The sequence below is a fragment of the Shewanella maritima genome, assembly GCF_004295345.1.
GTDB lineage: Bacteria > Pseudomonadota > Gammaproteobacteria > Enterobacterales > Shewanellaceae > Shewanella > Shewanella maritima.
In genome coordinates this window covers 1,275,426-1,296,855 of the sequence record NZ_CP036200.1, presented here as the reverse complement: position 1 = coordinate 1,296,855, position 21,430 = coordinate 1,275,426, and the positions used below count along the sequence as shown (strand labels likewise).

Genomic DNA, 21,430 nt, shown 5'->3' with positions numbered 1-21,430 from the left:
GTTTGTGTTTTATTTGCCCACAATTTTTGGCTGACGCATCTATAAATTGCTAGTTAGCGATGCTTTGTTGATCGTTGATAGCTGTTAAGCTGCTCTTTGTGCCAACTTCATTGGCATTGGGTAGGACATACTTTAGCTCAAACTCTTCAAGCGGTAATGGTTGGCTGTAGAAGAAGCCCTGACCGATTGGACAGTCGTGTTCTTTCAGCCAGTCTAATTGCTCTTGCGTCTCAATCCCTTCGGCAACGATGTCCAGGTTCAACTGTTTACCTAACATCAAAATGGTCGAAGCAATGGCGTTATCATCAGGCAGGTCATTCACAAACGCACGGTCAATTTTCATGGTAGTAATGGGTAGGTGGCGCAAATAAGAAAGCGATGAGTAGCCAGTACCAAAATCATCAACCGCAATACCAAAGCCAGCGTTTTTAAGCTGCTCTAACTTAACGATAGCTTCATCAATGTTATTCATTAATGAGGTTTCGGTGATCTCAATTTCAAGCAGCTCAGGTGATACCTGATGGCGTAAAGCAAGTTGTTTAATATCAGGAATAAGGCTGGCATCAGCAAATTGCTGCGATGCCACATTGACTGAAATCGGCAGGGCAAAATTGTATTGCTTTTGCCACTCTCGAATGATTTTACAGCTTTGCTCGATAACCCAGCGACCAATTGGAATAATGATCCCGGTTTCTTCAGCTACCGGGATAAATGAAACTGGGCTAACTAGTTTTCCGTCCTTTTTCCAGCGAATGAGCGCTTCACAGCTGACTACATCACCAGTTTGCAAATCCAGTTTTGGCTGAAAGTACAGTAAAAACTCGTTGTTTTTTAGCGCGTCATGTAGCGAAGCCTCGGTGCGCAGTCGCACAGCTGCTTGCTCTGTCATCTGTTGCTTGAAGAATGACCATTGGTTCGAGCCTGCTGCTTTGGCGCTGTACATGGCAATATCAGCGTGGCGAATTAAGTCTTCAGCGCACACGCCATCTTCTGGGTAAATTGAAATCCCGATAGACGCTGCTGGGTGAATGGCATGCTCGTCTAGTTGCACAGGTGCGTTGAGGTGCATCAATAGCTTGTCGACAAAGTCTGCAGCTTGATCTGGGTTTTCAATGTCGTCAGCAAGAATAACGAATTCATCGCCACCAAGGCGTGACACGCTGCCATTATCGCCAACCACACGCTCTAAAATGCGTGCGATACGAGCGAGGAATTGATCGCCAAGTGCATGGCCTAGTGAGTCGTTGACATTTTTAAAGCGGTCTAAGTCGATAAACAATAGGGCAAAGTTGCGCTTATGTACCCTAGAGCGCTGAATGGTGACGTTTAACGTTTCTAGCAGCAAAGTACGGTTTGGTAAGCCTGTTAACGGGTCGCGGGTCGCCATTTTGCGCAGTTTGTTTTGCGTCTGACTAAATTGCAGCAGGATTTGGTTAAACTTACTGGTTACTAGCCCGAGCTCGTCGTCCTTGTGGGCTTTAGCTGTCGGTAGCAGGTTTTCATCTGGGCTGTCGGTATCAATTTTGTCGATAGCTTCACTGATCTGCGCGATGGGTTGGGTTAAGAAACGGTGGAACACGACAGTAAGCACTAAGGTCAACAGCAATGCGCGTGCAAGGGTGGCGATAAAGCTCAGCTGCAGCTGATCAAATAGGCTGTTAGTCAGTTTTTGTGTGTCGTAGAAAATCGTTAAGGTGCCGATAAGCTGCTGCTGTTTACTGCCTTCGAAGTAAAACGGTCGGTACAAAGGGCGCGAGATTTCTTTTAAACCACCAAATAATTTGGTGCTGAGCATATAGTAATTTTCTGACAGCTCTGCGGCTTCGTTGGCGGCAGACACAAATAAGCTACCGTCGTCTAATTCAATGACGGCTGAACCCACATGGTCAACTTTAATGATGCCTTCAAGGGTTTGATTTGCCAGCTTATCGTCGAGTGACCAAACCGCATTTGCAGTAGTTTGTTCAACCGAATCAAGTAGTTCTTGTTGAGAAGCAGTTAATTGTTGCTTGGTGCTAATAACAACGAGGGCAATTTCAACAATGAAAATAGCAATCGCAAAGAACAGTGCTGTAAACACAACTAAATTGGTTTGTTTCCAAGTCAGAGATTTAAAGCTTGCATTCATTCAGTTGCTTCCGTGTCTTTTTAGACGTGATTATTATTGTGAAATCAATATATAACGACCGACACTCAGCTATCTTTAGCGTTTAGTTACAGTCTTTTTCATCGTACTACTTTTGTCAGCAGGGCTACACTAACTCTAGTCAAAATCATAGATATTGTCATCAACAATTCATATTACCAAAAACCACAGTGGTATAAGGTGTTAAATGAGCCATAGTTTTGTATAAATCTGTATCGATAGGGCGGTTAAGTACGAAGAATGTCTTAATTATTTTTTCGTCTGAATTAATACGGTGTTTAACTATCTCAGACATTTGCAGTATACTTATGCGCGAAATTTAAAGGTTAAATAAATTAAGGAATGGGTCTCGTGAATCCAATTGTAAAGAGTTTTGAGTATGGTCAACATACTGTCACCCTAGAAACAGGTGTCATCGCACGTCAAGCAGACGCTGCAGTTCTAGCGAGTATGGGAGATACAACTGTATTAGTTACTGTTGTAGGTAAGAAAGAGGCTGATGCCGGCCGTGATTTTTTCCCGCTGACAGTTAACTATCAAGAGAAGACATACGCTGCAGGTAAAATCCCTGGTGGTTTCTTCAAGCGTGAAGGTCGTCCTTCTGAAGATGAAACCCTAATCGCACGTCTAATCGACCGTCCAATTCGTCCTTTATTCCCTGACGGTTTTAAAAACGAAGTTCAGGTAATTATCACTGTTGTTTCGGTTGATCCTCAAATCGAGCCAGACATTGTTGCTATGATCGGTACCTCAGCAGCATTAGCTGTTTCAGGTATTCCATTCAATGGTCCACTAGGTGCTGCGCGCGTTGGTTACATCAACGGCGAATACGTACTAAACCCAAGCGTTGATCAAGTAGTTGAAAGCCAACTTGACCTAGTGGTAGCGGGTACCCAAAGCGCGGTACTTATGGTTGAGTCTGAAGCTGAAGCACTTCCTGAAGAAGTGATGCTAGGTGCGGTAACTTATGGTCATGACCAACAACAAGTTGTTGTTAACGCAATCAGCGAATTTAAGGCTGAAGCGGGCAAGCCTACTTGGGACTGGAGTGCACCAGAGCAAGATCAAGATCTAGTAGCTAAAATCAAAGACCTAGCAGAAGCTGGTTTGACTGAAGCTTACCAAATTCAAGTTAAGCAGGACCGTTACGCACAAGTTGGCGTGGTTAAAGCGCAAGCAAAAGCTAAATTACTTGAAGAGAATCCAGAAGCTGACACGCGTGAAATCGACGGTCTACTAGGTAGCCTAGAGAAGAACGTAGTACGTAGCCGTATTATCAGCGGCAAGCCACGTATCGATGGTCGTGAGCCTGACATGATCCGTGCGCTAAACGTATTAGCAGGCGTACTTCCACGTACTCACGGTAGCTCACTATTTACCCGTGGTGAAACTCAGGCGTTAGTGACTTGTACTCTTGGTACAGAACGTGATGCTCAAAAAATTGATAGCATCATGGGCGAGCGTACTAACCGCTTCATGCTTCATTACAACTTCCCTCCATACTCTGTTGGTGAAACAGGTATGGTTGGTTCGCCTAAGCGTCGTGAAATTGGTCACGGTAAGTTGGCATGGCGTGGTATCAATGCGGTAATGCCTTCTGCTGAAGAATTCCCATACAGCGTTCGTGTGGTTTCTGAAATCACTGAATCTAACGGTTCAAGCTCAATGGCTTCTGTATGTGGTACTTCACTTGCGCTTATGGATGCGGGTGTACCAATTAAGACTTCGGTAGCTGGTATCGCTATGGGTCTAGTGAAGGAAGGCGACGACTTCGTTGTTCTTTCAGACATTCTAGGTGACGAAGACCACTTAGGTGACATGGACTTTAAAGTAGCGGGTACTCGCGACGGTATCACCGCTTTGCAAATGGATATCAAGATCGAAGGTATTACTAAAGAGATCATGGATATCGCACTGCAACAAGCTTACGGCGCTCGCGTTCACATTCTAAACGTAATGGACCAAGCGATTTCTGGTGCACGTGAAGAGATTTCTGATCACGCTCCACGTATCACGACTATCAAAATCAACCCTGAGAAGATCCGTGACGTTATCGGTAAAGGTGGCGCGACTATCCGTGCACTTACCGAAGAAACTGGCACGACTATTGAGCTTGATGACGACGGTACAGTGAAGATTGCTTCTGCTGATGGCGCTGCGACTAAAGAAGCGATTCGCCGCATTGAAGAAATCACTGCCGAAGTTGAAGTGGGTCGTATCTACAAGGGTAAAGTTATCCGTATCGTTGATTTCGGTGCGTTCGTTAATATCTTACCTGGTAAAGACGGTCTTGTTCATATCTCTCAGATCAGCGAAGAGCGCGTAGCTAACGTATCTGATCACTTAGAAATGAACCAAGAAGTGGCAGTTAAGGTAATGGAAGTTGATCGCCAAGGTCGCGTTCGTCTTTCTATTAAAGAAGCACAAGCTAAAGAAGAAGCTGCAGAGTAAGCTTCTAGTTAACTTTAAGTGTTTTAAAAGGAGAGCATTTGCTCTCCTTTTTTATTTTAAGCGCTAAACCATCGACTTCAGTAGGTGGTGATTTACTTTCCCTACATGACAAATAAATCCCGCTCTGTCATAGCCCTAAAGCAATCAGATTGCTATGATGAGGCTAATGTCTCACCCTGAATAGGTTTCACCAATGGAATTAAAACTAGGCAACGGTTTCAGTGCCAAGTTAGCAGCGATAGTAGTCGGTGCCAGTATGTTGATGTCAGGTTGCGCTGCGACTCAGTCAGGGCAATCAGCAACAACGAGTCATATTGAAGTCGCGCCAGTGATGCCTGACTACAAATTGGAAGTCACACTAGCCAAATTAAATGAAATTCTGGCAACAATGGAATTAACTGACGAGCAACGCGCCCGTTTTCATTATGATCGCGGTGTCATATACGACAGTGTTGGTTTGCGTTTACTCGGCCGTATTGATTTTCATCAAGCAATTAAGCTGCAGCCTAACTTAGCTGATGCCTACAACTTCCTTGGGATCTATTTTACCCAAGAAGGTGAGCTTGAAAGCGCCTATGAATCTTTCGATGGCGTTTTAGAATTAGCGCCCAATTATGATTATGCATACCTTAATCGTGGTATCGCATTGCACTATGGTGAGCGCTACGAGCTAGCTCAGGCTGATATGCAGTCATTCTATGATCGTGACCCAAGCGACGGCTACCGAGCGCTGTGGCTATATATAGTGTCGCTTGATAATGACGCTGAAAAAGCCAAGCAAGCTTTAGCTAATAACCGAACTCAGCTTAAAGACAGTGCCTGGTCGAGTGTATTAGTCGACTTTTACTTGGGGAAAATGTCAAAAGAGCAAGTTTTTGAAGCGGCAAAGCAAAATTTAACTAACCCAAAAGAGTACGCTGAGCGCTTGTGTGAAGCTTACTTTTACATGGCTAAGCAAGCGGATCGTCAAGGTGATTACCAGCAAGCGGCAAACTTGTATCGCTTAGTGTTGGCAACCAACATTTATGACTTTGTTGAGCACCGTTATGCTCGCATTGAGCTGGCTAAAATGAAAAGCTTAATGTCACAAGCTTCTCAAGGCTAAAGCCGAAGCGATAGGGGCTCGCCCCTAGCTAAATTATCATCAAGGCGCTATAATTTGCGCCTTTTTTATTGTCTAGCGCACAAGGTTATCATGTCAGGTATTGCTGTAGAGGTCGATAAACGTCGTACCTTCGCTATTATTTCTCACCCGGATGCGGGTAAAACCACCATTACCGAAAAGGTTTTGTTGTTTGGTCAAGCGATTCAAACAGCTGGTACAGTTAAAGGGCGCGGCTCAAAACAGCATGCCAAGTCTGACTGGATGGAAATGGAAAAAGACCGTGGTATTTCGATTACTACCTCAGTCATGCAGTTTCCTTACTCTGATTGCCTAGTTAACCTGCTTGATACGCCTGGTCACGAAGACTTCTCGGAAGATACCTATCGTACGCTCACTGCTGTTGACTCATGTCTGATGGTTATTGACTCGGCTAAAGGTGTAGAGGATCGTACCCGAAAGCTAATGGAAGTCACGCGTCTACGTGACACGCCAATTATCACCTTTATGAACAAGTGTGACCGTGATATTCGCGATCCTATGGAGTTGCTAGACGAAGTTGAAACTGAGCTTAACATCGCTTGTGCGCCAGTTACTTGGCCGATTGGCTGTGGTAAATCCTTTAAAGGTGTTTATCACCTACACCGTGACGAGACTATCTTGTACCAAACGGGTCAAGGTCACACTATTCAGGAAGTGCGCATTGTTAAGGGACTAGACAACCCTGAGCTAGATACTGAAATCGGCAGCGAGCTTGCTGAGTTATTACGTGAAGAGCTTGAGTTAGTACTTGGTGCATCACACGAGTTTGACCATGATGCTTTCTTGAAAGGCGAGCTTTGCCCGGTTTACTTTGGTACAGCGCTAGGTAACTTTGGTGTAGACCACATGCTAGATGGCCTAACTGAGTGGGCACCTAAGCCGCAGCCTCGTGAGACCGACATACGCACGATTGAAGCCACAGATAACAAATTCACCGGTTTCGTATTTAAAATCCAAGCTAACATGGATCCAAAACATCGTGACCGCGTTGCCTTTATGCGTATTGTCTCAGGCAAATACGAGAAAGGCATGAAGATGCGACATGTGCGCGTGGGTAAAGATGTGCGTATTTCTGATGCATTAACCTTTGTAGCGGGTGATCGTGAGCAGGTTGAACAAGCATTCCCGGGTGACATCATTGGTCTGCATAACCATGGCACAATTCAAATTGGTGATACCTTTACTCAAGGCGATGCGCTTAAGTTCACAGGTATTCCTAACTTCGCACCGGAAATGTTCCGCCGTATTCGCCTAAAAGACCCATTAAAGCAAAAGCAGTTGCTTAAAGGCCTAGTTCAGCTTTCTGAAGAAGGTGCGGTGCAGGTATTTAGGCCGCTTGATACTAACGACTTAATTGTTGGCGCAGTTGGTGTGCTGCAGTTTGAAGTGGTTGTTGGCCGTTTAAAGAGCGAATACAACGTAGAAGCGATTTACGAAGCCATTAGCGTGAGCACTGCTCGCTGGGTTTACTGTGATGATGAACGTAAACTCGAAGAATTTCGCCGTAAGTGCAGTGGTAACTTGGCATTAGATGGCGGTGATAACCTAACGTATATCGCGCCGACTATGGTTAACCTAAGCCTGTCGATGGAGCGTTACCCTGATATTGAATTTGCTAAGACTCGTGAAAACTAGCGCTTAGTTTGCTCGAACCTAAAAGGTGACCATTGCGTCACCTTTTTTTATGCAGTTTAATGAATAGGCTGAGTATTTGGAGATCATCATGCTGCAAAAATTTCTACGAGTATGCGTTATTCGCCCGTGGCGAGCTTATATAAGCTGGTGTGATGAGATGGGACTCACCCTTGAGAATAAGCGTAGCTGCGCGCCAAGGCGTGAAGAACCCGATATAGAAGACTCACTACCTAAAAAGATCAATGATGGTTTGAATGGGCAAAAATCGCCACAAAAGGCAAAATAGTAAATTGGAGTAGGAAGGCTAGCATGTTTGATACTCACGCTCATTATGACTTTAATGACTTTGACCCTTGGCGAGCGCAGCTTTTTGATGAGTTAAGTAAGCAAGGCGTTAATAAAGTATTAATTCCTGGGGTATCACTATCTCGCAGCGTTAAGCAAATTTCAGTGGCCAAACAGTTCGATTGTTACTATGCGCTGGGCATGCACCCCTGGTATTTACCCAAAGATATCAGCCAATCTCTAGTTAAATTAGATAACCTACTAAGTGAGCAAAGGGAAGATGCTAGCCTAGTTGCTCTGGGGGAGTGCGGGCTCGATAAGCTCGTTGATGGCTTCGATAAACAAGTGGAGTTATTTGAAGGTCAATTAGCTCTTGCTCATCAATATGAGCTGCCGGTGATCTTGCATTGCGTAAGGGCTCACGAGGAGGTTTTAGCAAGATTAAAGCAACAAAACCTGGCAAAAGCCGGAGTGGTGCATGGCTTTTATGGCTCAACAGAGTTGGCAAAACGTTACATCAGTCTTGGTTATAAACTAGGAATTGGAGGGCTATTACTGCGCGACAATGCCAAGAAGTTACAAGAAGCTGTTGCTCATATTCCTTTAGAGCATATGGTGGTTGAGACCGATAACGTAAAATTTACCGTACAAGATGCCAGCGATTTTCCTGCCTATTGCCAAAAAATTCAAAAAATCACAACCAAAATCGCAAATTTACAAAATTTACCTACTGTTTTTGTCGTAGAACAGCTTGTTCGCAACAGTTTGCAACTGCTTGAGGTTTAATTCTTTTTTTGCAAACGTCGTTGGAATAAACACCAATCTTATCCTAAGATCCTGAAATTAAACTCTAAAAATTTGATCAAAACGGCGCTTTTCTGCCAACGCTCGGTTATAATCTACCTCGGAAATTTGGTGAGTTAACAACATTAATAATAACTGTTAACAAAAGGGTGATGTTTAATGGATATAGTAATGAGTTTGGTAGGGGTGGTCACCTTACTTGCAATTGGCTACCTATTATCAACAAACAAGAAAGCAATTAACATACGCACAGTAGGTGGTGCGTTAGCTATTCAAGCTTTCTTCGCGGGTTTTGTACTTTATGTTCCAATCGGTCAACAAGTGCTTGGTGGAGTTTCTCAAGCAGTAGCTGACGTAATTGGTTATTCTCAAGCGGGTATCGACTTCCTATTTGGTGGTTTAGGTACTGACGCTATGTTTGGTAACGGTGTAGGCTTCGTATTTGCTGTTCGCGTACTACCAGTTATCATTTTCTTCTCTTCTCTAATCGCTGTTCTTTACTACCTTGGCATCATGCAGGCAGTAATTAAGTTCATCGGTGGTGGTCTACAAAAAGCGCTGGGTACTAGCCGTACAGAGTCTATGTCTGCAACTGCAAACATCTTCGTTGGTCAAACCGAAGCGCCTTTAGTTGTTCGTCCTTTTATTCCTTCAATGACTAACTCAGAGCTATTTGCCATCATGGTAGGTGGTCTAGCTTCTATCGCTGGTGCGGTATTAGCGGGTTATGCTGGTATGGGCGTTAAAATTGAGTACCTAGTTGCAGCGTCATTCATGGCAGCTCCAGGTGGCTTAATGATGGCTAAACTGATGCACCCTGAAACTGAAGAAACCAAAAACGAAATGACTGACTTGCCTGAAGAAGAAGACAAGCCAGCTAACGTTATTGATGCTGCTGCGGCAGGTGCTTCTTCTGGTATGCACTTAGCGTTAAACGTAGGTGCAATGCTACTGGCATTCGTTGGTCTTATCGCAATGATCAACGGCATGTTAGGTGGCATCGGTGGTTGGTTTGGCATGGATAACCTATCTCTAGAGTTAATCCTTGGCTATATCTTCATGCCTTTAGCATTCCTAATCGGTGTACCTTGGAACGAAGCAATGGTTGCGGGTTCTTTCATCGGTCAAAAAATCGTAGTTAACGAATTCGTTGCTTACCTGAACTTTGCTCCTTACCTAAAAGACGTTGCTGACGGCGGCCTATTAGTTGAAGCAACAGGTCAAGTAATGAGTGATCGTACTAAGGCGATTATTTCATTCGCATTATGTGGTTTTGCTAACCTTTCTTCTATCGCGATTCTTCTTGGTGGTCTTGGTGCAATGGCGCCGTCACGCCGCCACGATTTAGCGAAGTTAGGTGTACGTGCAGTGATTGCTGCATCTCTAGCTAACCTAATGAGTGCAACACTAGCTGGTTTATTCTTAGCAATCTAATAATTATAAGGAGCCTTAATTGGCTCCTGTTTATATCTGCTGCTGTGCTGGGGAGCACAAGCAGTAGGTGTAAACATGTGTTGTACCACCTTTTCCACGAAGTAAATTTGAGTTGCATTCCCTGCGAGCAATCGCTAAGAACGCGCTTTATCGGTGAGAACTTGTTGGCGGTTTACATGGTTTTTGACATGAAACCGAAGTGCTCACTAGTACAAAATTTAATGTCTCGAAGCAGATAGTCCGTGATGTTAATTGAATCACTGGCACATAATATCGAGTCATTAAACCAACGCTACATAAATGGTAGCGAATTGATGAAAAATGGGGTTGATGATGAAAAATGTTAAAACTTTAGCATTAGCAGTAGCTGCGGCAGCTACTATGACTGCAACTACAGCACAAGCTGAGCAATACTACGGTTTTGCTAATGTGTCTGTAAACTATTTAGACTGGTCAGACGGTACTGAACAACGTTCTCGTGATGAAGGTGGCTTTGGTACTATTGGCGCAAAATCTGACTTTTTCTATTTAGAAGTCGAAGCAGGAGCTGGATACGATTGGGGTGATGTATACGGCTTTATTGATTTCGAAAACCCGACCAAAGGCAACATGGACGGTTATGATGACGGTTCAAAAGCTTTCCGTATTGCTGCGAAAGGCTCTGTTGCTGTCAATATTGGTGACACGAATTGGAACTATTACGGACACCTTTATAGTATTTCTGACTCGTCTGACTTTTATGAACAAAATATCGTTTTAGGTGTAAGCTACGACTACAACACTGACTTCGGTTTATGGGTTAAACCATTTATTGGTGCACACTACTTAAATGGTCAGAAGAAAGCTGGCTTCAATGGTGGTATGGCTGGTTGGGTACTTGGTTACAACTTCAAGCTAGGTGGTCAGGATATGATGATCACAAACTGGAATGAAATAGAGTTTGCCCGCCATGATGCTCACCGCGGTTTCTGTAATTCGGATACTTGTACAGGTCCTGGTGATGAAGGTTGGATTAAAACCAATGGAGAAGACCATGGCTTAAATGGTGCAGTAGCACTATGGTGGAATGCAACTAAAGACTTCACTTTAGGCGTGCAATACCGTTATGCAAACAACAAGCTTGGTACGCCAGCTTATCAAAATGCAGCAATCTTCTCTGCTAAGTACAACTTCTAAGTTGTACTTTTGGGAGCCATTTATGGCTCCCATATTTTTATGTGAATTTACGTAAAATTTACATAAAAATATGGGAATTTCATAAATTTTTAGTAAAGTACATTGTTCCCTATATCATAATAACCAATGTACTTTATTAAAGGTTAAACGCGCTAAAACGGACTTTTCGCGGAAATAGATGTCACATGTCTATGTTTCTCTTTTCCGGTCTTCATGGATTCAAGTCGTGGTACTCGCTATCAGATTGAATACAACATTGAGCAAGCTCATGACTTTTTACTGTGAGTTTGTTGGCAATAAATTGAGAAGGCCCGGCCATAACAATAATCATATAAGCCAGCTAATTATGTTGCCTATTCAGACTATTTTTTATATTTGTTTCGGAGAACAAAAATGACTGATTTAAAGCAAGCCGCCCAAATGGGAATTCAATTAATGGATCTCACCACCTTGAATGATAATGATACTGATCAAAAGGTTATCGATCTGTGTCATAAGGCGAAAACGCCAGCTGGCAACACAGCGGCAATTTGTATTTACCCACGTTTTATCCCAATCGCTCGTAAAACGCTGAACGAGCTTAACTGCGAAGATGTAAAAATCGCCACAGTGACTAACTTCCCTCATGGTAACGATGACATTGCAATTGCTGTGCTTGAAACTCGCGCAGCTGTTGCTTACGGCGCAGATGAAGTTGACGTTGTATTCCCATATCGTGCATTGATGGCAGGAAATGAAACTGTTGGTTTTGAGCTAGTAAAAGCGTGTAAAGAAGCCTGTGGTGAAGACGTACTGTTAAAAGTGATTATCGAATCTGGTGAGCTAAATGACCCAGCATTAATCCGTAAAGCATCTGAGTTGTCAATCGACGCCGGTGCTGACTTCATTAAAACCTCTACAGGTAAAGTGCCAGTTAACGCTACCATTGAAGCTGCTGAAATCATGCTAACTGTTATCAGCGAAAAGAACACTAAAGTTGGTTTTAAACCAGCAGGCGGTGTACGTGATGCTGCGCAAACAGCGGAGTTTCTAGGCGTTGCTCAGCGTATTCTAGGTGACGACTGGGTTAGCCCGCGCACCTTCCGCTTTGGCGCATCAAGCCTATTAAACAGCTTGCTTCATACTCTTGAGCTTGCAGAAGCACCTCAAGCAAACCAGGGTTACTAATTTCAATTAGGTTTGCCGTATTCAAGTACCTGCAGCGGTGTCATTTTGGACTCGGTTGCAGGTTGTTTGATTTAAAGTGACCTAACCCTAGGTGACTAGAGGAGCAGTATATGTTTCTAGCACAAGAGATTATTCGTAAAAAGCGTAATGGTGAAGCCCTGTCACAAGCTGAGATCCAGTTCTTTGTGGATGGCATCACCAACAACAGTGTTTCTGAAGGGCAGATTGCCGCACTGGGAATGGCTGTTTACTTTAATGATATGAACATGGATGAGCGTATTGCATTAACCAGTGCCATGCGCGACTCTGGCACAGTGCTTAATTGGGACAGCTTAAAAGTTCATGGCCCAATTATCGACAAACATAGTACAGGCGGCGTAGGTGACGTGATTAGCCTTATGCTTGGCCCAATGGCGGCAGCTTGTGGTGGCTATGTACCTATGATTTCAGGCCGCGGTCTTGGCCATACCGGTGGCACCTTAGATAAGTTTGATGCGATTCCAGGTTATCAAACTGAGCCAGACAGCGAGCTATTTCGTAAGGTAGTGAAAGATGCTGGTGTGGCGATTATTGGTCAAACGGGTGATTTAGTCCCTGCAGACAAGCGCTTTTACTCTATTCGCGATAATACAGCGACAGTTGAGTCTATTTCACTGATCACGGCTTCGATTCTATCGAAAAAGCTAGCAGCTGGTTTAGATGCCTTAGCAATGGATGTCAAAGTCGGTTCTGGCGCATTTATGCCAACCTATGAAGCCTCTGAAGAGCTTGCTAAGAGTATCACTGCAGTGGCTAACGGCGCAGGCACTAAAACTACCGCCTTGCTAACCGACATGAATCAAGTGTTAGCTTCATGTGCAGGTAACGCACTTGAAGTAAAAGAGGCTATTCAATTTTTAACCGGCGAGTATCGTAATCCGCGTCTTTATGAAGTCACCATGGGACTGTGTGCAGAAATGTTGCAACTTGGCGGACTGGCCAAGGATGAGACGGAAGCACGAAATAAACTCAACATGGTACTAGATAATGGTTTAGCGGCTGAAAAGTTCGCTAAAATGGTATCAGGATTAGGCGGGCCAACAGATTTTGTTGAAGCGTATGACAAGTACCTACCAAAAGCTGGCATCATTAAACCTGTTTATGCAGATAAAGCTGGCTTTGTAAATCAAATGGACACCCGTGAGCTTGGACTATCTGTGGTGACATTAGGTGGCGGACGTCGTAAACCTGGTGATGCGTTAGATTACAGCGTAGGTCTTTCAGATGTTGCAGCGCTTGGCAGTCAAGTTAATGCAGACAAACCGATTGCAGTGATACATGCACAAACGCAAGGGGCTTTTGAAGAGGCCGAGCAAGCGGTGAAAGCAGCAATTATTATTGCCGATACAGCGCCTGAGGCGACACCAGAAATTTACCGCTATATCCGCCACGGCGATTGCTAAGAGGTAAAGTTATGAAACGTACATTTATTTTAATGCTAGATTCTTTCGGCTTAGGTGCGACAGAAGATGCCGATAAATTCGGTGATGTTGGCTCTGACACCTTTGGTCATATTGCCAAGGCGTGTGCACAGGGCGAGGCTGAAGATGGCCGCAGCGGCCCGCTAACTCTGCCAAATCTAGCTAAGCTTGGTCTAGGTCACGCAGGTTTTGAGTCAACCGGTAAGTTTGCTGATGGCTTTGACGATAAAGTTGAAGTGATAGGTGCATACGGCCACGCTAAAGAGCTAAGTTCAGGTAAAGACACTCCAAGTGGTCACTGGGAAATGGCTGGTGTGCCAGTATTGTATGAATGGGGTTATTTCAAAGACGTTGAAAACTCATTCCCAACTGAGCTCACCGATAAAATTCTCGAGCGAGCAGGGCTAGATGGCTTTTTAGGTAACTGCCATTCATCGGGTACTGTGATCCTAGAAAAGCTGGGTGAAGAGCACATGAAAACCGGCAAGCCGATTTTCTATACTTCTGCTGACTCTGTGTTTCAGATTGCTTGTCACGAAGAGACGTTTGGGCTTGAGAACTTGTATCGCTTGTGTGAAATCGCTCGTGAAGAGCTTGAGCCATACAACATTGGCCGCGTTATCGCTCGTCCATTTGTGGGCAGCGATGCAAGTGACTTTGCTCGTACTGGCAATCGTCATGATTATGCGGTTCAACCTCCTGCGCCAACTGTGCTCGATAAGCTAAAAGAGGCCGGCGGTGAAGTGGTTTCTATCGGTAAGATTGCTGATATCTACGCTAACTGCGGTATTACGCAAAAGTTCAAGGCGAACGGTTTAGAGCAGCTGTTTGATAGCACACTTGAGCAGGTTAAACGCGCAGGTGACAACACTATCGTGTTTACTAACTTTGTTGATTTTGACTCGCATTATGGTCACCGCCGCGACATTGCCGGTTATGCCAAAGCGCTAGAGTATTTCGACTCACGTTTACCTGAGCTATTTGAAATTTTGCAGCCAGATGATTTGGTGATTTTCACCGCTGATCACGGCTGTGACCCATCTTGGCAAGGCACCGACCACACCCGCGAACACGTGCCAGTACTGGCGCTAGGTGGCGGTTTAGCTGCTGGCTCATTAGGGCGTCGTAATTCATTTGCTGATATTGGTCAGTCTATTGCAAGTTACTTTGGTTTACCTGCAATGGATTACGGTGAGTCGTTCATTTAACGGCTTTACCAACAACACATTTAATCATGAGCCCAACTAACTTGCGAATAACAGCATGTGGGCTCATAAGTTGAATATTTAAAGAAACATAGGGGTTATATTCATGGCAACACCACACATTAATGCAGCTGAAGGCGCATTTGCTGAAACCGTTTTATTTCCTGGCGATCCACTACGCGCTAAGTACATTGCTGAGACTTTCTTAGAAGATGTAGAGCAAGTGACTGACGTACGTAACATGCTAGGTTTTACTGGTACTTACAAAGGTAAGCGTATCTCTGTTATGGGTAGTGGTATGGGCATTCCATCTTGCTCTATCTATGCTCACGAGCTAATCAAAGAATACGGTGTTAAAAACCTAATCCGTGTTGGTAGTTGTGGCGCGATTAGTGCTGACGTTAAGCTTCGCGACGTGATCATCGGTATGGGTGCTTGTACTGATTCACAAGCAAACCGTTTACGTTTTAAAAACCAAGATTTTGCGGCAATTGCTGACTACAGTCTACTAAGCGCTGTTGTTGAATCTGCTAAAAAGCATGATATTAAGACAAAAGTGGGTAATGTATTCTCTGCTGATCTATTCTACACGCCAGACCCAGAAATGTTTGACGTAATGGAGCGCATGGGCGTTCTTGGTGTAGAAATGGAAGCTGCTGGTCTATACGGCGTAGCACACGAACTAGGTGCTAAAGCGCTGTGTGTTGTAACCGTTTCTGACCACATCCGTACTGGTGAACAAACCACTTCTGATGAGCGTCAAACGACTTTCAATGACATGATTATCATGACATTAGATGCTGCGGTTGACCTATAATCATTAGCTTTAATTAGTTGAATGAATTAGAAAAGGGCTCATAGAGCCCTTTTTTGTTGCTGTTTTAACTGCTGCGATTATTTGGGCTTAGCTTCAACTTCTGTCTGTTGTGCTTTACCTTTAGCGCGTTTCTTCGCTGATTTTGTCGCCTTTTTTCTTACCTTAGTTGGCGCAAGCCTAGTTTTTGCGCGGGTGCGTCTACGCATAAAGTCAGCCCGCTTAAACGATAGCGCGCGCGATAGCATTAAACCAATTACCCCCGCGACAACCAACATCATTTGCTGCAGCTCCATGCTCTTTTCATGTAGCACCTTAATTTCTTCAAAGAAGTGTTTTAGGTTGAGACGAATTTCAACATAACCCAGATTATTACCATTTTGGATGACATTTTCGATAAGTGGTGGGTAGCTTTGCAGTAAGCGCTTCATTTCGTCTGAATTAGCCGCGTATTCTTCGTAGGTGAGACTTTGCGAGAAGGCTAGACGCAATCCTTGTGAGCTATATATATGGATTGAAACCACTTTTGGGTCTTGAGTTAACGAGTTTGCCAACCATTGCAGCTGCTCATCATTTTGCAGGTACATAGCGGGTGCAGCGCCCGTCGCCACCTGTTTAGCCAGTAACCTTGCCATGATTTCAGTTTGGGATTGTATTAACTCTTGGCCGTTTTTAAGACTGGTTTGCCAAAGGTTCACTAAGCCAAAAATCAACGCGATTGCTGAGATGACTTGGAGCAGGCGGCTAAACTGTTGCCTTTTCTTAAGACCTTTAACAAATATCACTTTAATCCTCAGTTATTATTCTGTTTAATGTGAGTGGTTCGAGCCGAGGTATGACGCCTACTAGACTCACTAGAGAATGTAAGTTTTAAGCTAGCTTTCAAGTCACGCTTATATTTTTTGGCTAAAGAGCACTTAGTGGAAAGAGTATCAAGAGCATAATAAGTTTATGTTATCCAAAGCGAAAAGCAATGGTATTCACGGCTGAAGGTGTGTTTATTTTATTCTTGTTACAGCTGAGTCCTTACAGCGATATATCGTGCTGATGAGAATAAACCGTCATTCATTTCCCTATGTAACAATAACGCTAGTAAAGCAGACTAGCAGTGATAACAGCGGAGTATATTGTGGTTGAAGTTAGCGTTCTAAATTGGTTAACCAAGCAAACAACAAGTGTTTTAGACCTTGAACACGGGCAAGTTAGCCGCTATCAGGAATCTCAATTCGATAAAATAAGCTCAGCTACAAGCGCTCAATTGCGAGTGGTGTTTGACCCAAGTGATACTGATACCTGCGCCGCGCTTGATAACTGGTTGGCAAAGCTAACATTGACACGAGTAACATCAAACTATTCGATATGTTTGCTAACGCGTAGTAACAGTTACCTTGGCTTTGAGCTGACATTTAATGCTCAACATCAAGACGTGGTAGCTGATTTTCCCAGCTCAAGTTTAGCGCAATATTTTTGGGTGACTCAGCCTTTAGCAAAACTCGCTCAGCCAGGTTTGCTAGTGATGGATATGGACTCGACAGCCATTGAAATTGAGTGTATTGACGAGTTAGCCGCGATGGCTGGAGTAGGTGATGCGGTCGCTGAAGTGACGGCTCAGGCCATGCGTGGAGAGCTTGATTTTGAGCAAAGCCTGCGCACCAGAGTGAGTAAACTTGCTGGTGCTGATGAGGCAATTATTACTGAGCTTTGCGCTAATTTACCGATTATGCCAGGGCTTGAGGATTCGCTTAGTGAGCTTAAGCAGCACCAGTGGAAGTTAGTGGTTGCATCTGGTGGCTTTACACCTTTTGTGAACGACTTAAAGCAAAAACTGGGTTTAGATGCCGCGTTTGCCAATGAGCTGGTGATTGAAAGCGGCACGCTTAATGGCACCGTTACGGGCGATGTAGTCGACGCTCAGTACAAAGCCGATGTGGTGGTACGTATGGCTGAGCAATGGGGTATAGGGTGCGGGCAGCGTGTTGCAATTGGTGATGGTGCTAACGATATTCCTATGATTAATCAGGCTGATTTAGGCTTGGCATTTCACGCGAAACCTAAATTAAAACAGCAAGCCGATATTGCTATCGATAGGCTAGATATGCGCGCGCTGGTATTCTGTTTACAGGGCTAATCTCTTTACTGGGCTAGTTTCTGTACTGGACCAACAGTGAGTTAAAAGGTTTTGTTTTGAAAGCGCCTTATTGCCTAAGCGGTTGCGCTTGGGCAATTGAAACGCTAGTTTAGTATTATCACTCTAATTAAATTTTACCCTGTTTTGAATCTAGCTATTAAACAAGAGTCATTATTCCTTCCTTACCGTCAAGGGCAGCTGCATTTACGCCACATTGCCCCAAAGCTAGCTACACATAATCATCCACCCATTTTGATGCTGCATGGCGCTATGTCTAACGGCAAGGTGTTTTATAGCGATAAAGGTAAGGGCTTAGCGTGTTTTTTAGCAAAAGCTGGGTTTGATGTTTATGTGCTTGATAGTGCTGGGCGCGGTTTAAGCGAGCCTCCAATTAGCCGTGATTTTAACCTTGGGCAAAGCGATGTGATTAAAGAACAACTGCCGCTAGCACAAGCGTTTATTTTAAAGCGTCATCCTCTTGAGCAAAAAGTGCATTGGTGTGCCCATTCATGGGGCGGCGTGTTAATGGCGAGCTGTATCGTGCGCTTTGAGCATATTCAGCAAAGTGTATTGTCACTACTGACCTTTGGTACTAAGCGAACCATTAAGGTTCAGAACTGGCGCAAATGGTTAATGGTGGATTTGGTGTGGAATCGACTGGCACCAGCCTATGCTAAAAAGACCGGTTTTTTGAATGCGCAAAAGCTTAAAATGGGTATGGATAATGAAACCCGAGCCTCGCTTAGCAATACCATAGATTGGGTACGAGGTGACTGGATAGACACTGATGATGGTTTTGACTACCGTCAGGCTGCTGTAGATGTTAACTGGCCTAAAACCTGGTTTATTGCGGCTAAAAAAGATCGCGTGTTAGGTAATCCATCTGATGTACAAGATATGCTGGCAGAGTGTGGCCTAAACGAGGCTAAGTATACCTTGCTAGCTAAGCGAAATGGTTATCTTGATGATTATGATCATGCATCTATGCTTACCGCCCCTCATGCCATTGACGATCATTTTGTGCAGATCCGTCAGTGGTACTTAGCGCATGATCTTGGTTGAGGTGCAAAAGTATTTTTGGACTGAAATATATTAGTTAGCAGCGGAGCGTTGCTATTACTGATTAAGCTCAGGAAAGCGTAGCTCAACCTCGGCGGTAATATCAATCAACTCACCAGTACCCACCACGCGCCAAAGCTGTTCTTCCAGTTGTTTTGCCCTATGAGGTGCGTGGACATTGATAAATTCTAACTCGCGGCGAATGTACTTCATATCTGGCTTGCCTGTTGCGCCTCGGTAAACTCGCAGTGCCATAAATTTACCCGTCGATTTACTCTGCTTGATGAACAAAGCTTGTGATTCACTCGATTCAAACTCAGACACCACCTGACAAACTAAATGAATGTTGCCGCGCGCATGTTTTGTAAGCTGAATGAACACCTCAAAAAAGTCCATATCATGAGTGGGTTTCATTGCCTTAATAGGGTCAAGAATGTGTTCTTTTAAAACACCATTGTCCAGCAGAGGTGTCATGTCGTATTGCAAAACTTTGTCAGCATTTTGAGCAAATAAATGACTTATTTCATCAGGTTTTGTGCCTACTCCTAAACAGCCCATTTGCAGGTTCTTAGCGGTCTTTTCAATAAAGTAAGGCACACCCACCAGTTGCCTCATCGCTAAGTTTTTCATGCCATCAGCGAGCTCTTTCTGCTCTCCTTGGGTGTCAGATAGCTGAGCGAGCTTTTCTTTGTTGTGGACGATGAGTTTATTGAGAAACTCAACGCCATTGTGAGTGCTATGACCGATATTGGCACTAAGATGCAAGATCTGTCCATTCTGGCGAGCACGCAGTAATTGGTAGGGCTGATTACTCAGATCGGTTTTCCCAGCCATGGTTTGCAGCCTAGGGAAGCTAAGTTGAACCTCTGCAGGAAATTGGAAGTCAATTGGTTCATCTAAATAAACCTGTAAGCCGCGACTCGATATATCATGGGTAATCCCCACCGCTTTCTTGCCATTTTGCAGCACATGCACCAGAGTTTTAAAGGCAAAGCGTGCTTCACGGCGGCGTTCGCTAAAAGGCATGGATACTTTTCTAATGGTATCTTTGGCGACTTTTTTCTGGGTGAAAACTTTGAGTTTATTGACGTTATCGTTATTAAACCACTGCTTATACTGCGCTTTTATATCTTCATTGGTAAGGTCAATAAGTTGTAGTACGTGAGTGAACTTAGCCAACTCAGTTTCAGTGAGGCTTGCGTAGCGTTGATCTTCACCGGGCAAGGTTGAGGTTTTGTAGTTTTTACTGTGATCGATCTTTTGTACTGTGACCTTAAATACCCGCCAGCTTGCTTTTGAAGCACTAAAACCTAAAAACAGAGGCAGGCTATCGTGCTCTTTAAGCTCAGCAAGGGTTGCTGAGTAAAACCTCAGTTGCCCGTTGGCATTGTGGGTAAAGCAAAACATCAAATGATGATCGGGGTTTGTCGGTTGTTTAACCAGATTAACCAGGCGTTTAAAGGTGAGCAGTTCAGGTAGCTGGCTAACGTTATTTTCATCAGAGAAGTAATGCTGGAGCGGTTGGTTACCTCTAGCAAGCAGCTCATGAGTGATCTGCGGTCTGCCATTAACCATGGCGATAAACAGCGGTAAATGAGGCTGCAGCGGTAGGTAGTGACGCTCATGGCCTAAGCCTTTTGCCGTTACATTTACGTCGTTAATGTCAACTTTATAGCGAAACTTGTAGCCGCGAATTAGCTGAGTAATGACCTGATCTAGCTCTTTACCGCCGCCGACGCGTTTAAGGCGAAATATGGCATTGTTGTCTTTGTTTTCGATATTGACGATTTGATAGTCAACGCCATGTTGTAAATCTTCAAAGAAGAACTCTTCATTCAAGTCCAGTAGTTTGACCTTAAGTGGCTCATCTTGATCAAATCTATGCTTAATCGGTAATTTGACGCGGGCACCACCGACAGATAAATCCAGCGTAGCGCCAAATGTTTTCGCGCCGTTTGCCTGGCTGGCCTCAATCTTAATGCTGTAGTTCATCCGCTCTTCGCTGCGGTGAAAATAGCTGCCTAAAACCACACCCGGAACCAAAAATTGGTTAGTAGGCGATTCCGCTTCATTAACCGTGTCTCTAGCTTTGGCTCTGCGTTGACGGTGAGACTCAATCACATGCTCATAAACCCCAAGGGTGTACTTGTTGCGATAGAGAGGCAGGGCACTTAATAACGCTTCTTTGGCAGGTTCATCAAGAAAATGACGCTGCTCGGCTATGGTCACCTCTTCACATGGCAGCTCAGATTTATCGCGCAAATCAATAATACGCGTACACGCCGCAGTGATGCGGTTTAGCTCCATTTTTATCAAAAAACGGCTAGAGTTGCTTTCACCCGCGGTTAATTGCTCGAAGATGTCGGCGAAGTCAGGCTCCATCATCAAGGGTTTTAACTGTTCAATTAATTCGCTGTGATTGTCTAAACTCATTCTGGCATCGTTTTATTGATTAGTTTTTTAATGATTATTGTCAGTGCGGCTGATAGTCTTATCGGCAGACAAAGGCGATACTTGATTAT

General features: G+C 44.2%; 16 protein-coding genes. 13 read left to right on the top strand and 3 right to left on the bottom strand.

What is annotated here, in order from left to right; all coding sequences use genetic code 11:
- Positions 1 to 49: 49 nt before the first annotated feature.
- Positions 50 to 2,128, bottom strand: coding sequence for a putative bifunctional diguanylate cyclase/phosphodiesterase (locus EXU30_RS05435; protein WP_130598177.1), 2,079 nt, complete (start codon positions 2,126 to 2,128; stop codon positions 50 to 52).
- Between the two features lie 369 nt (positions 2,129 to 2,497).
- Between EXU30_RS05435 and pnp the strand changes: the two genes are divergently transcribed.
- From pnp to deoD, 11 genes are all read left to right on the top strand, one after another.
- The gene (gene pnp, locus EXU30_RS05430; protein WP_130598176.1) at positions 2,498 to 4,597 is read left to right on the top strand and encodes a polyribonucleotide nucleotidyltransferase; all 2,100 of its coding nucleotides are present in this window, start codon (positions 2,498 to 2,500) and stop codon (positions 4,595 to 4,597) included.
- A 193-nt stretch (positions 4,598 to 4,790) separates the two neighbouring features.
- Entirely contained in the window at positions 4,791 to 5,702 is a 912-nt protein-coding gene (nlpI, locus tag EXU30_RS05425; RefSeq protein WP_130598175.1) for a lipoprotein NlpI, read from the top strand.
- Between the two features lie 90 nt (positions 5,703 to 5,792).
- Complete coding sequence (gene prfC / locus EXU30_RS05420) at positions 5,793 to 7,376, top strand: peptide chain release factor 3 (RefSeq protein WP_130598174.1); 1,584 nt, start codon at positions 5,793 to 5,795, stop codon at positions 7,374 to 7,376.
- 88 nt (positions 7,377 to 7,464) lie between these two features.
- Positions 7,465 to 7,662 (top strand): hypothetical protein, encoded by a 198-nt coding sequence (locus EXU30_RS05415; protein ID WP_130598173.1) that lies wholly within the window; start codon positions 7,465 to 7,467, stop codon positions 7,660 to 7,662.
- Positions 7,663 to 7,685: 23 nt separating this feature from the next.
- Positions 7,686 to 8,447 carry a TatD family hydrolase gene (locus EXU30_RS05410; protein ID WP_130598172.1) on the top strand — a complete coding sequence of 254 codons (762 nt, stop codon included), beginning with the start codon at positions 7,686 to 7,688 and terminating at the stop codon, positions 8,445 to 8,447.
- 177 nt (positions 8,448 to 8,624) lie between these two features.
- On the top strand, positions 8,625 to 9,899 hold the full coding sequence (locus EXU30_RS05405) for a NupC/NupG family nucleoside CNT transporter (RefSeq protein WP_130598171.1): 1,275 nt from the start codon (positions 8,625 to 8,627) through the stop codon (positions 9,897 to 9,899).
- Between the two features lie 381 nt (positions 9,900 to 10,280).
- On the top strand, positions 10,281 to 11,075 hold the full coding sequence (locus EXU30_RS05400; RefSeq protein ID WP_242620328.1) for an outer membrane protein OmpK: 795 nt from the start codon (positions 10,281 to 10,283) through the stop codon (positions 11,073 to 11,075).
- A gap of 393 nt (positions 11,076 to 11,468) precedes the next feature.
- On the top strand, positions 11,469 to 12,242 hold the full coding sequence (deoC, locus tag EXU30_RS05395) for a deoxyribose-phosphate aldolase (protein WP_130598169.1): 774 nt from the start codon (positions 11,469 to 11,471) through the stop codon (positions 12,240 to 12,242).
- 110 nt (positions 12,243 to 12,352) lie between these two features.
- The gene (gene deoA, locus EXU30_RS05390; RefSeq protein WP_130598168.1) at positions 12,353 to 13,684 is read left to right on the top strand and encodes a thymidine phosphorylase; all 1,332 of its coding nucleotides are present in this window, start codon (positions 12,353 to 12,355) and stop codon (positions 13,682 to 13,684) included.
- A gap of 11 nt (positions 13,685 to 13,695) precedes the next feature.
- Positions 13,696 to 14,910 carry a phosphopentomutase gene (locus EXU30_RS05385; RefSeq protein ID WP_130598167.1) on the top strand — a complete coding sequence of 405 codons (1,215 nt, stop codon included), beginning with the start codon at positions 13,696 to 13,698 and terminating at the stop codon, positions 14,908 to 14,910.
- A gap of 103 nt (positions 14,911 to 15,013) precedes the next feature.
- On the top strand, positions 15,014 to 15,724 hold the full coding sequence (deoD, locus tag EXU30_RS05380) for a purine-nucleoside phosphorylase (protein WP_130598166.1): 711 nt from the start codon (positions 15,014 to 15,016) through the stop codon (positions 15,722 to 15,724).
- A gap of 77 nt (positions 15,725 to 15,801) precedes the next feature.
- On the opposite strand, the gene EXU30_RS05375 is transcribed toward deoD, so the two are convergent.
- Positions 15,802 to 16,506, bottom strand: a complete 705-nt coding sequence (locus tag EXU30_RS05375) for an AhpA/YtjB family protein (RefSeq protein ID WP_130598165.1) — start codon at positions 16,504 to 16,506, stop codon at positions 15,802 to 15,804.
- Positions 16,507 to 16,829: 323 nt separating this feature from the next.
- On the opposite strand from EXU30_RS05375, the gene serB reads away from it, so the two are divergent.
- Positions 16,830 to 17,849 carry a phosphoserine phosphatase SerB gene (gene serB / locus EXU30_RS05370; RefSeq protein ID WP_423213361.1) on the top strand — a complete coding sequence of 340 codons (1,020 nt, stop codon included), beginning with the start codon at positions 16,830 to 16,832 and terminating at the stop codon, positions 17,847 to 17,849.
- Positions 17,850 to 17,993: 144 nt separating this feature from the next.
- On the top strand, positions 17,994 to 18,911 hold the full coding sequence (locus tag EXU30_RS05365; protein ID WP_130598164.1) for an alpha/beta fold hydrolase: 918 nt from the start codon (positions 17,994 to 17,996) through the stop codon (positions 18,909 to 18,911).
- A 54-nt stretch (positions 18,912 to 18,965) separates the two neighbouring features.
- Here EXU30_RS05365 and EXU30_RS05360 read toward each other — a convergent pair whose 3' ends face one another.
- Positions 18,966 to 21,341 (bottom strand): PilZ domain-containing protein, encoded by a 2,376-nt coding sequence (locus EXU30_RS05360; protein ID WP_130598163.1) that lies wholly within the window; start codon positions 21,339 to 21,341, stop codon positions 18,966 to 18,968.
- Positions 21,342 to 21,430: the final 89 nt, after the last annotated feature.

Bases quoted from the DNA above. Each gene is read 5' to 3' on its own strand.
- EXU30_RS05435 (WP_130598177.1), bottom strand. From the start codon at position 2,128: ATGAATGCAAGCTTTAAATCTCTGACTTGGAAACAAACCAATTTAGTT.
- nlpI (WP_130598175.1), top strand. From the start codon at position 4,791: ATGGAATTAAAACTAGGCAACGGTTTCAGTGCCAAGTTAGCAGCGATA.
- prfC (WP_130598174.1), top strand. From the start codon at position 5,793: ATGTCAGGTATTGCTGTAGAGGTCGATAAACGTCGTACCTTCGCTATT.
- EXU30_RS05415 (WP_130598173.1), top strand. From the start codon at position 7,465: ATGCTGCAAAAATTTCTACGAGTATGCGTTATTCGCCCGTGGCGAGCT.
- EXU30_RS05410 (WP_130598172.1), top strand. From the start codon at position 7,686: ATGTTTGATACTCACGCTCATTATGACTTTAATGACTTTGACCCTTGG.
- EXU30_RS05405 (WP_130598171.1), top strand. From the start codon at position 8,625: ATGGATATAGTAATGAGTTTGGTAGGGGTGGTCACCTTACTTGCAATT.
- EXU30_RS05400 (WP_242620328.1), top strand. From the start codon at position 10,281: ATGACTGCAACTACAGCACAAGCTGAGCAATACTACGGTTTTGCTAAT.
- deoC (WP_130598169.1), top strand. From the start codon at position 11,469: ATGACTGATTTAAAGCAAGCCGCCCAAATGGGAATTCAATTAATGGAT.
- deoA (WP_130598168.1), top strand. From the start codon at position 12,353: ATGTTTCTAGCACAAGAGATTATTCGTAAAAAGCGTAATGGTGAAGCC.
- EXU30_RS05385 (WP_130598167.1), top strand. From the start codon at position 13,696: ATGAAACGTACATTTATTTTAATGCTAGATTCTTTCGGCTTAGGTGCG.
- deoD (WP_130598166.1), top strand. From the start codon at position 15,014: ATGGCAACACCACACATTAATGCAGCTGAAGGCGCATTTGCTGAAACC.
- EXU30_RS05360 (WP_130598163.1), bottom strand. From the start codon at position 21,341: ATGAGTTTAGACAATCACAGCGAATTAATTGAACAGTTAAAACCCTTG.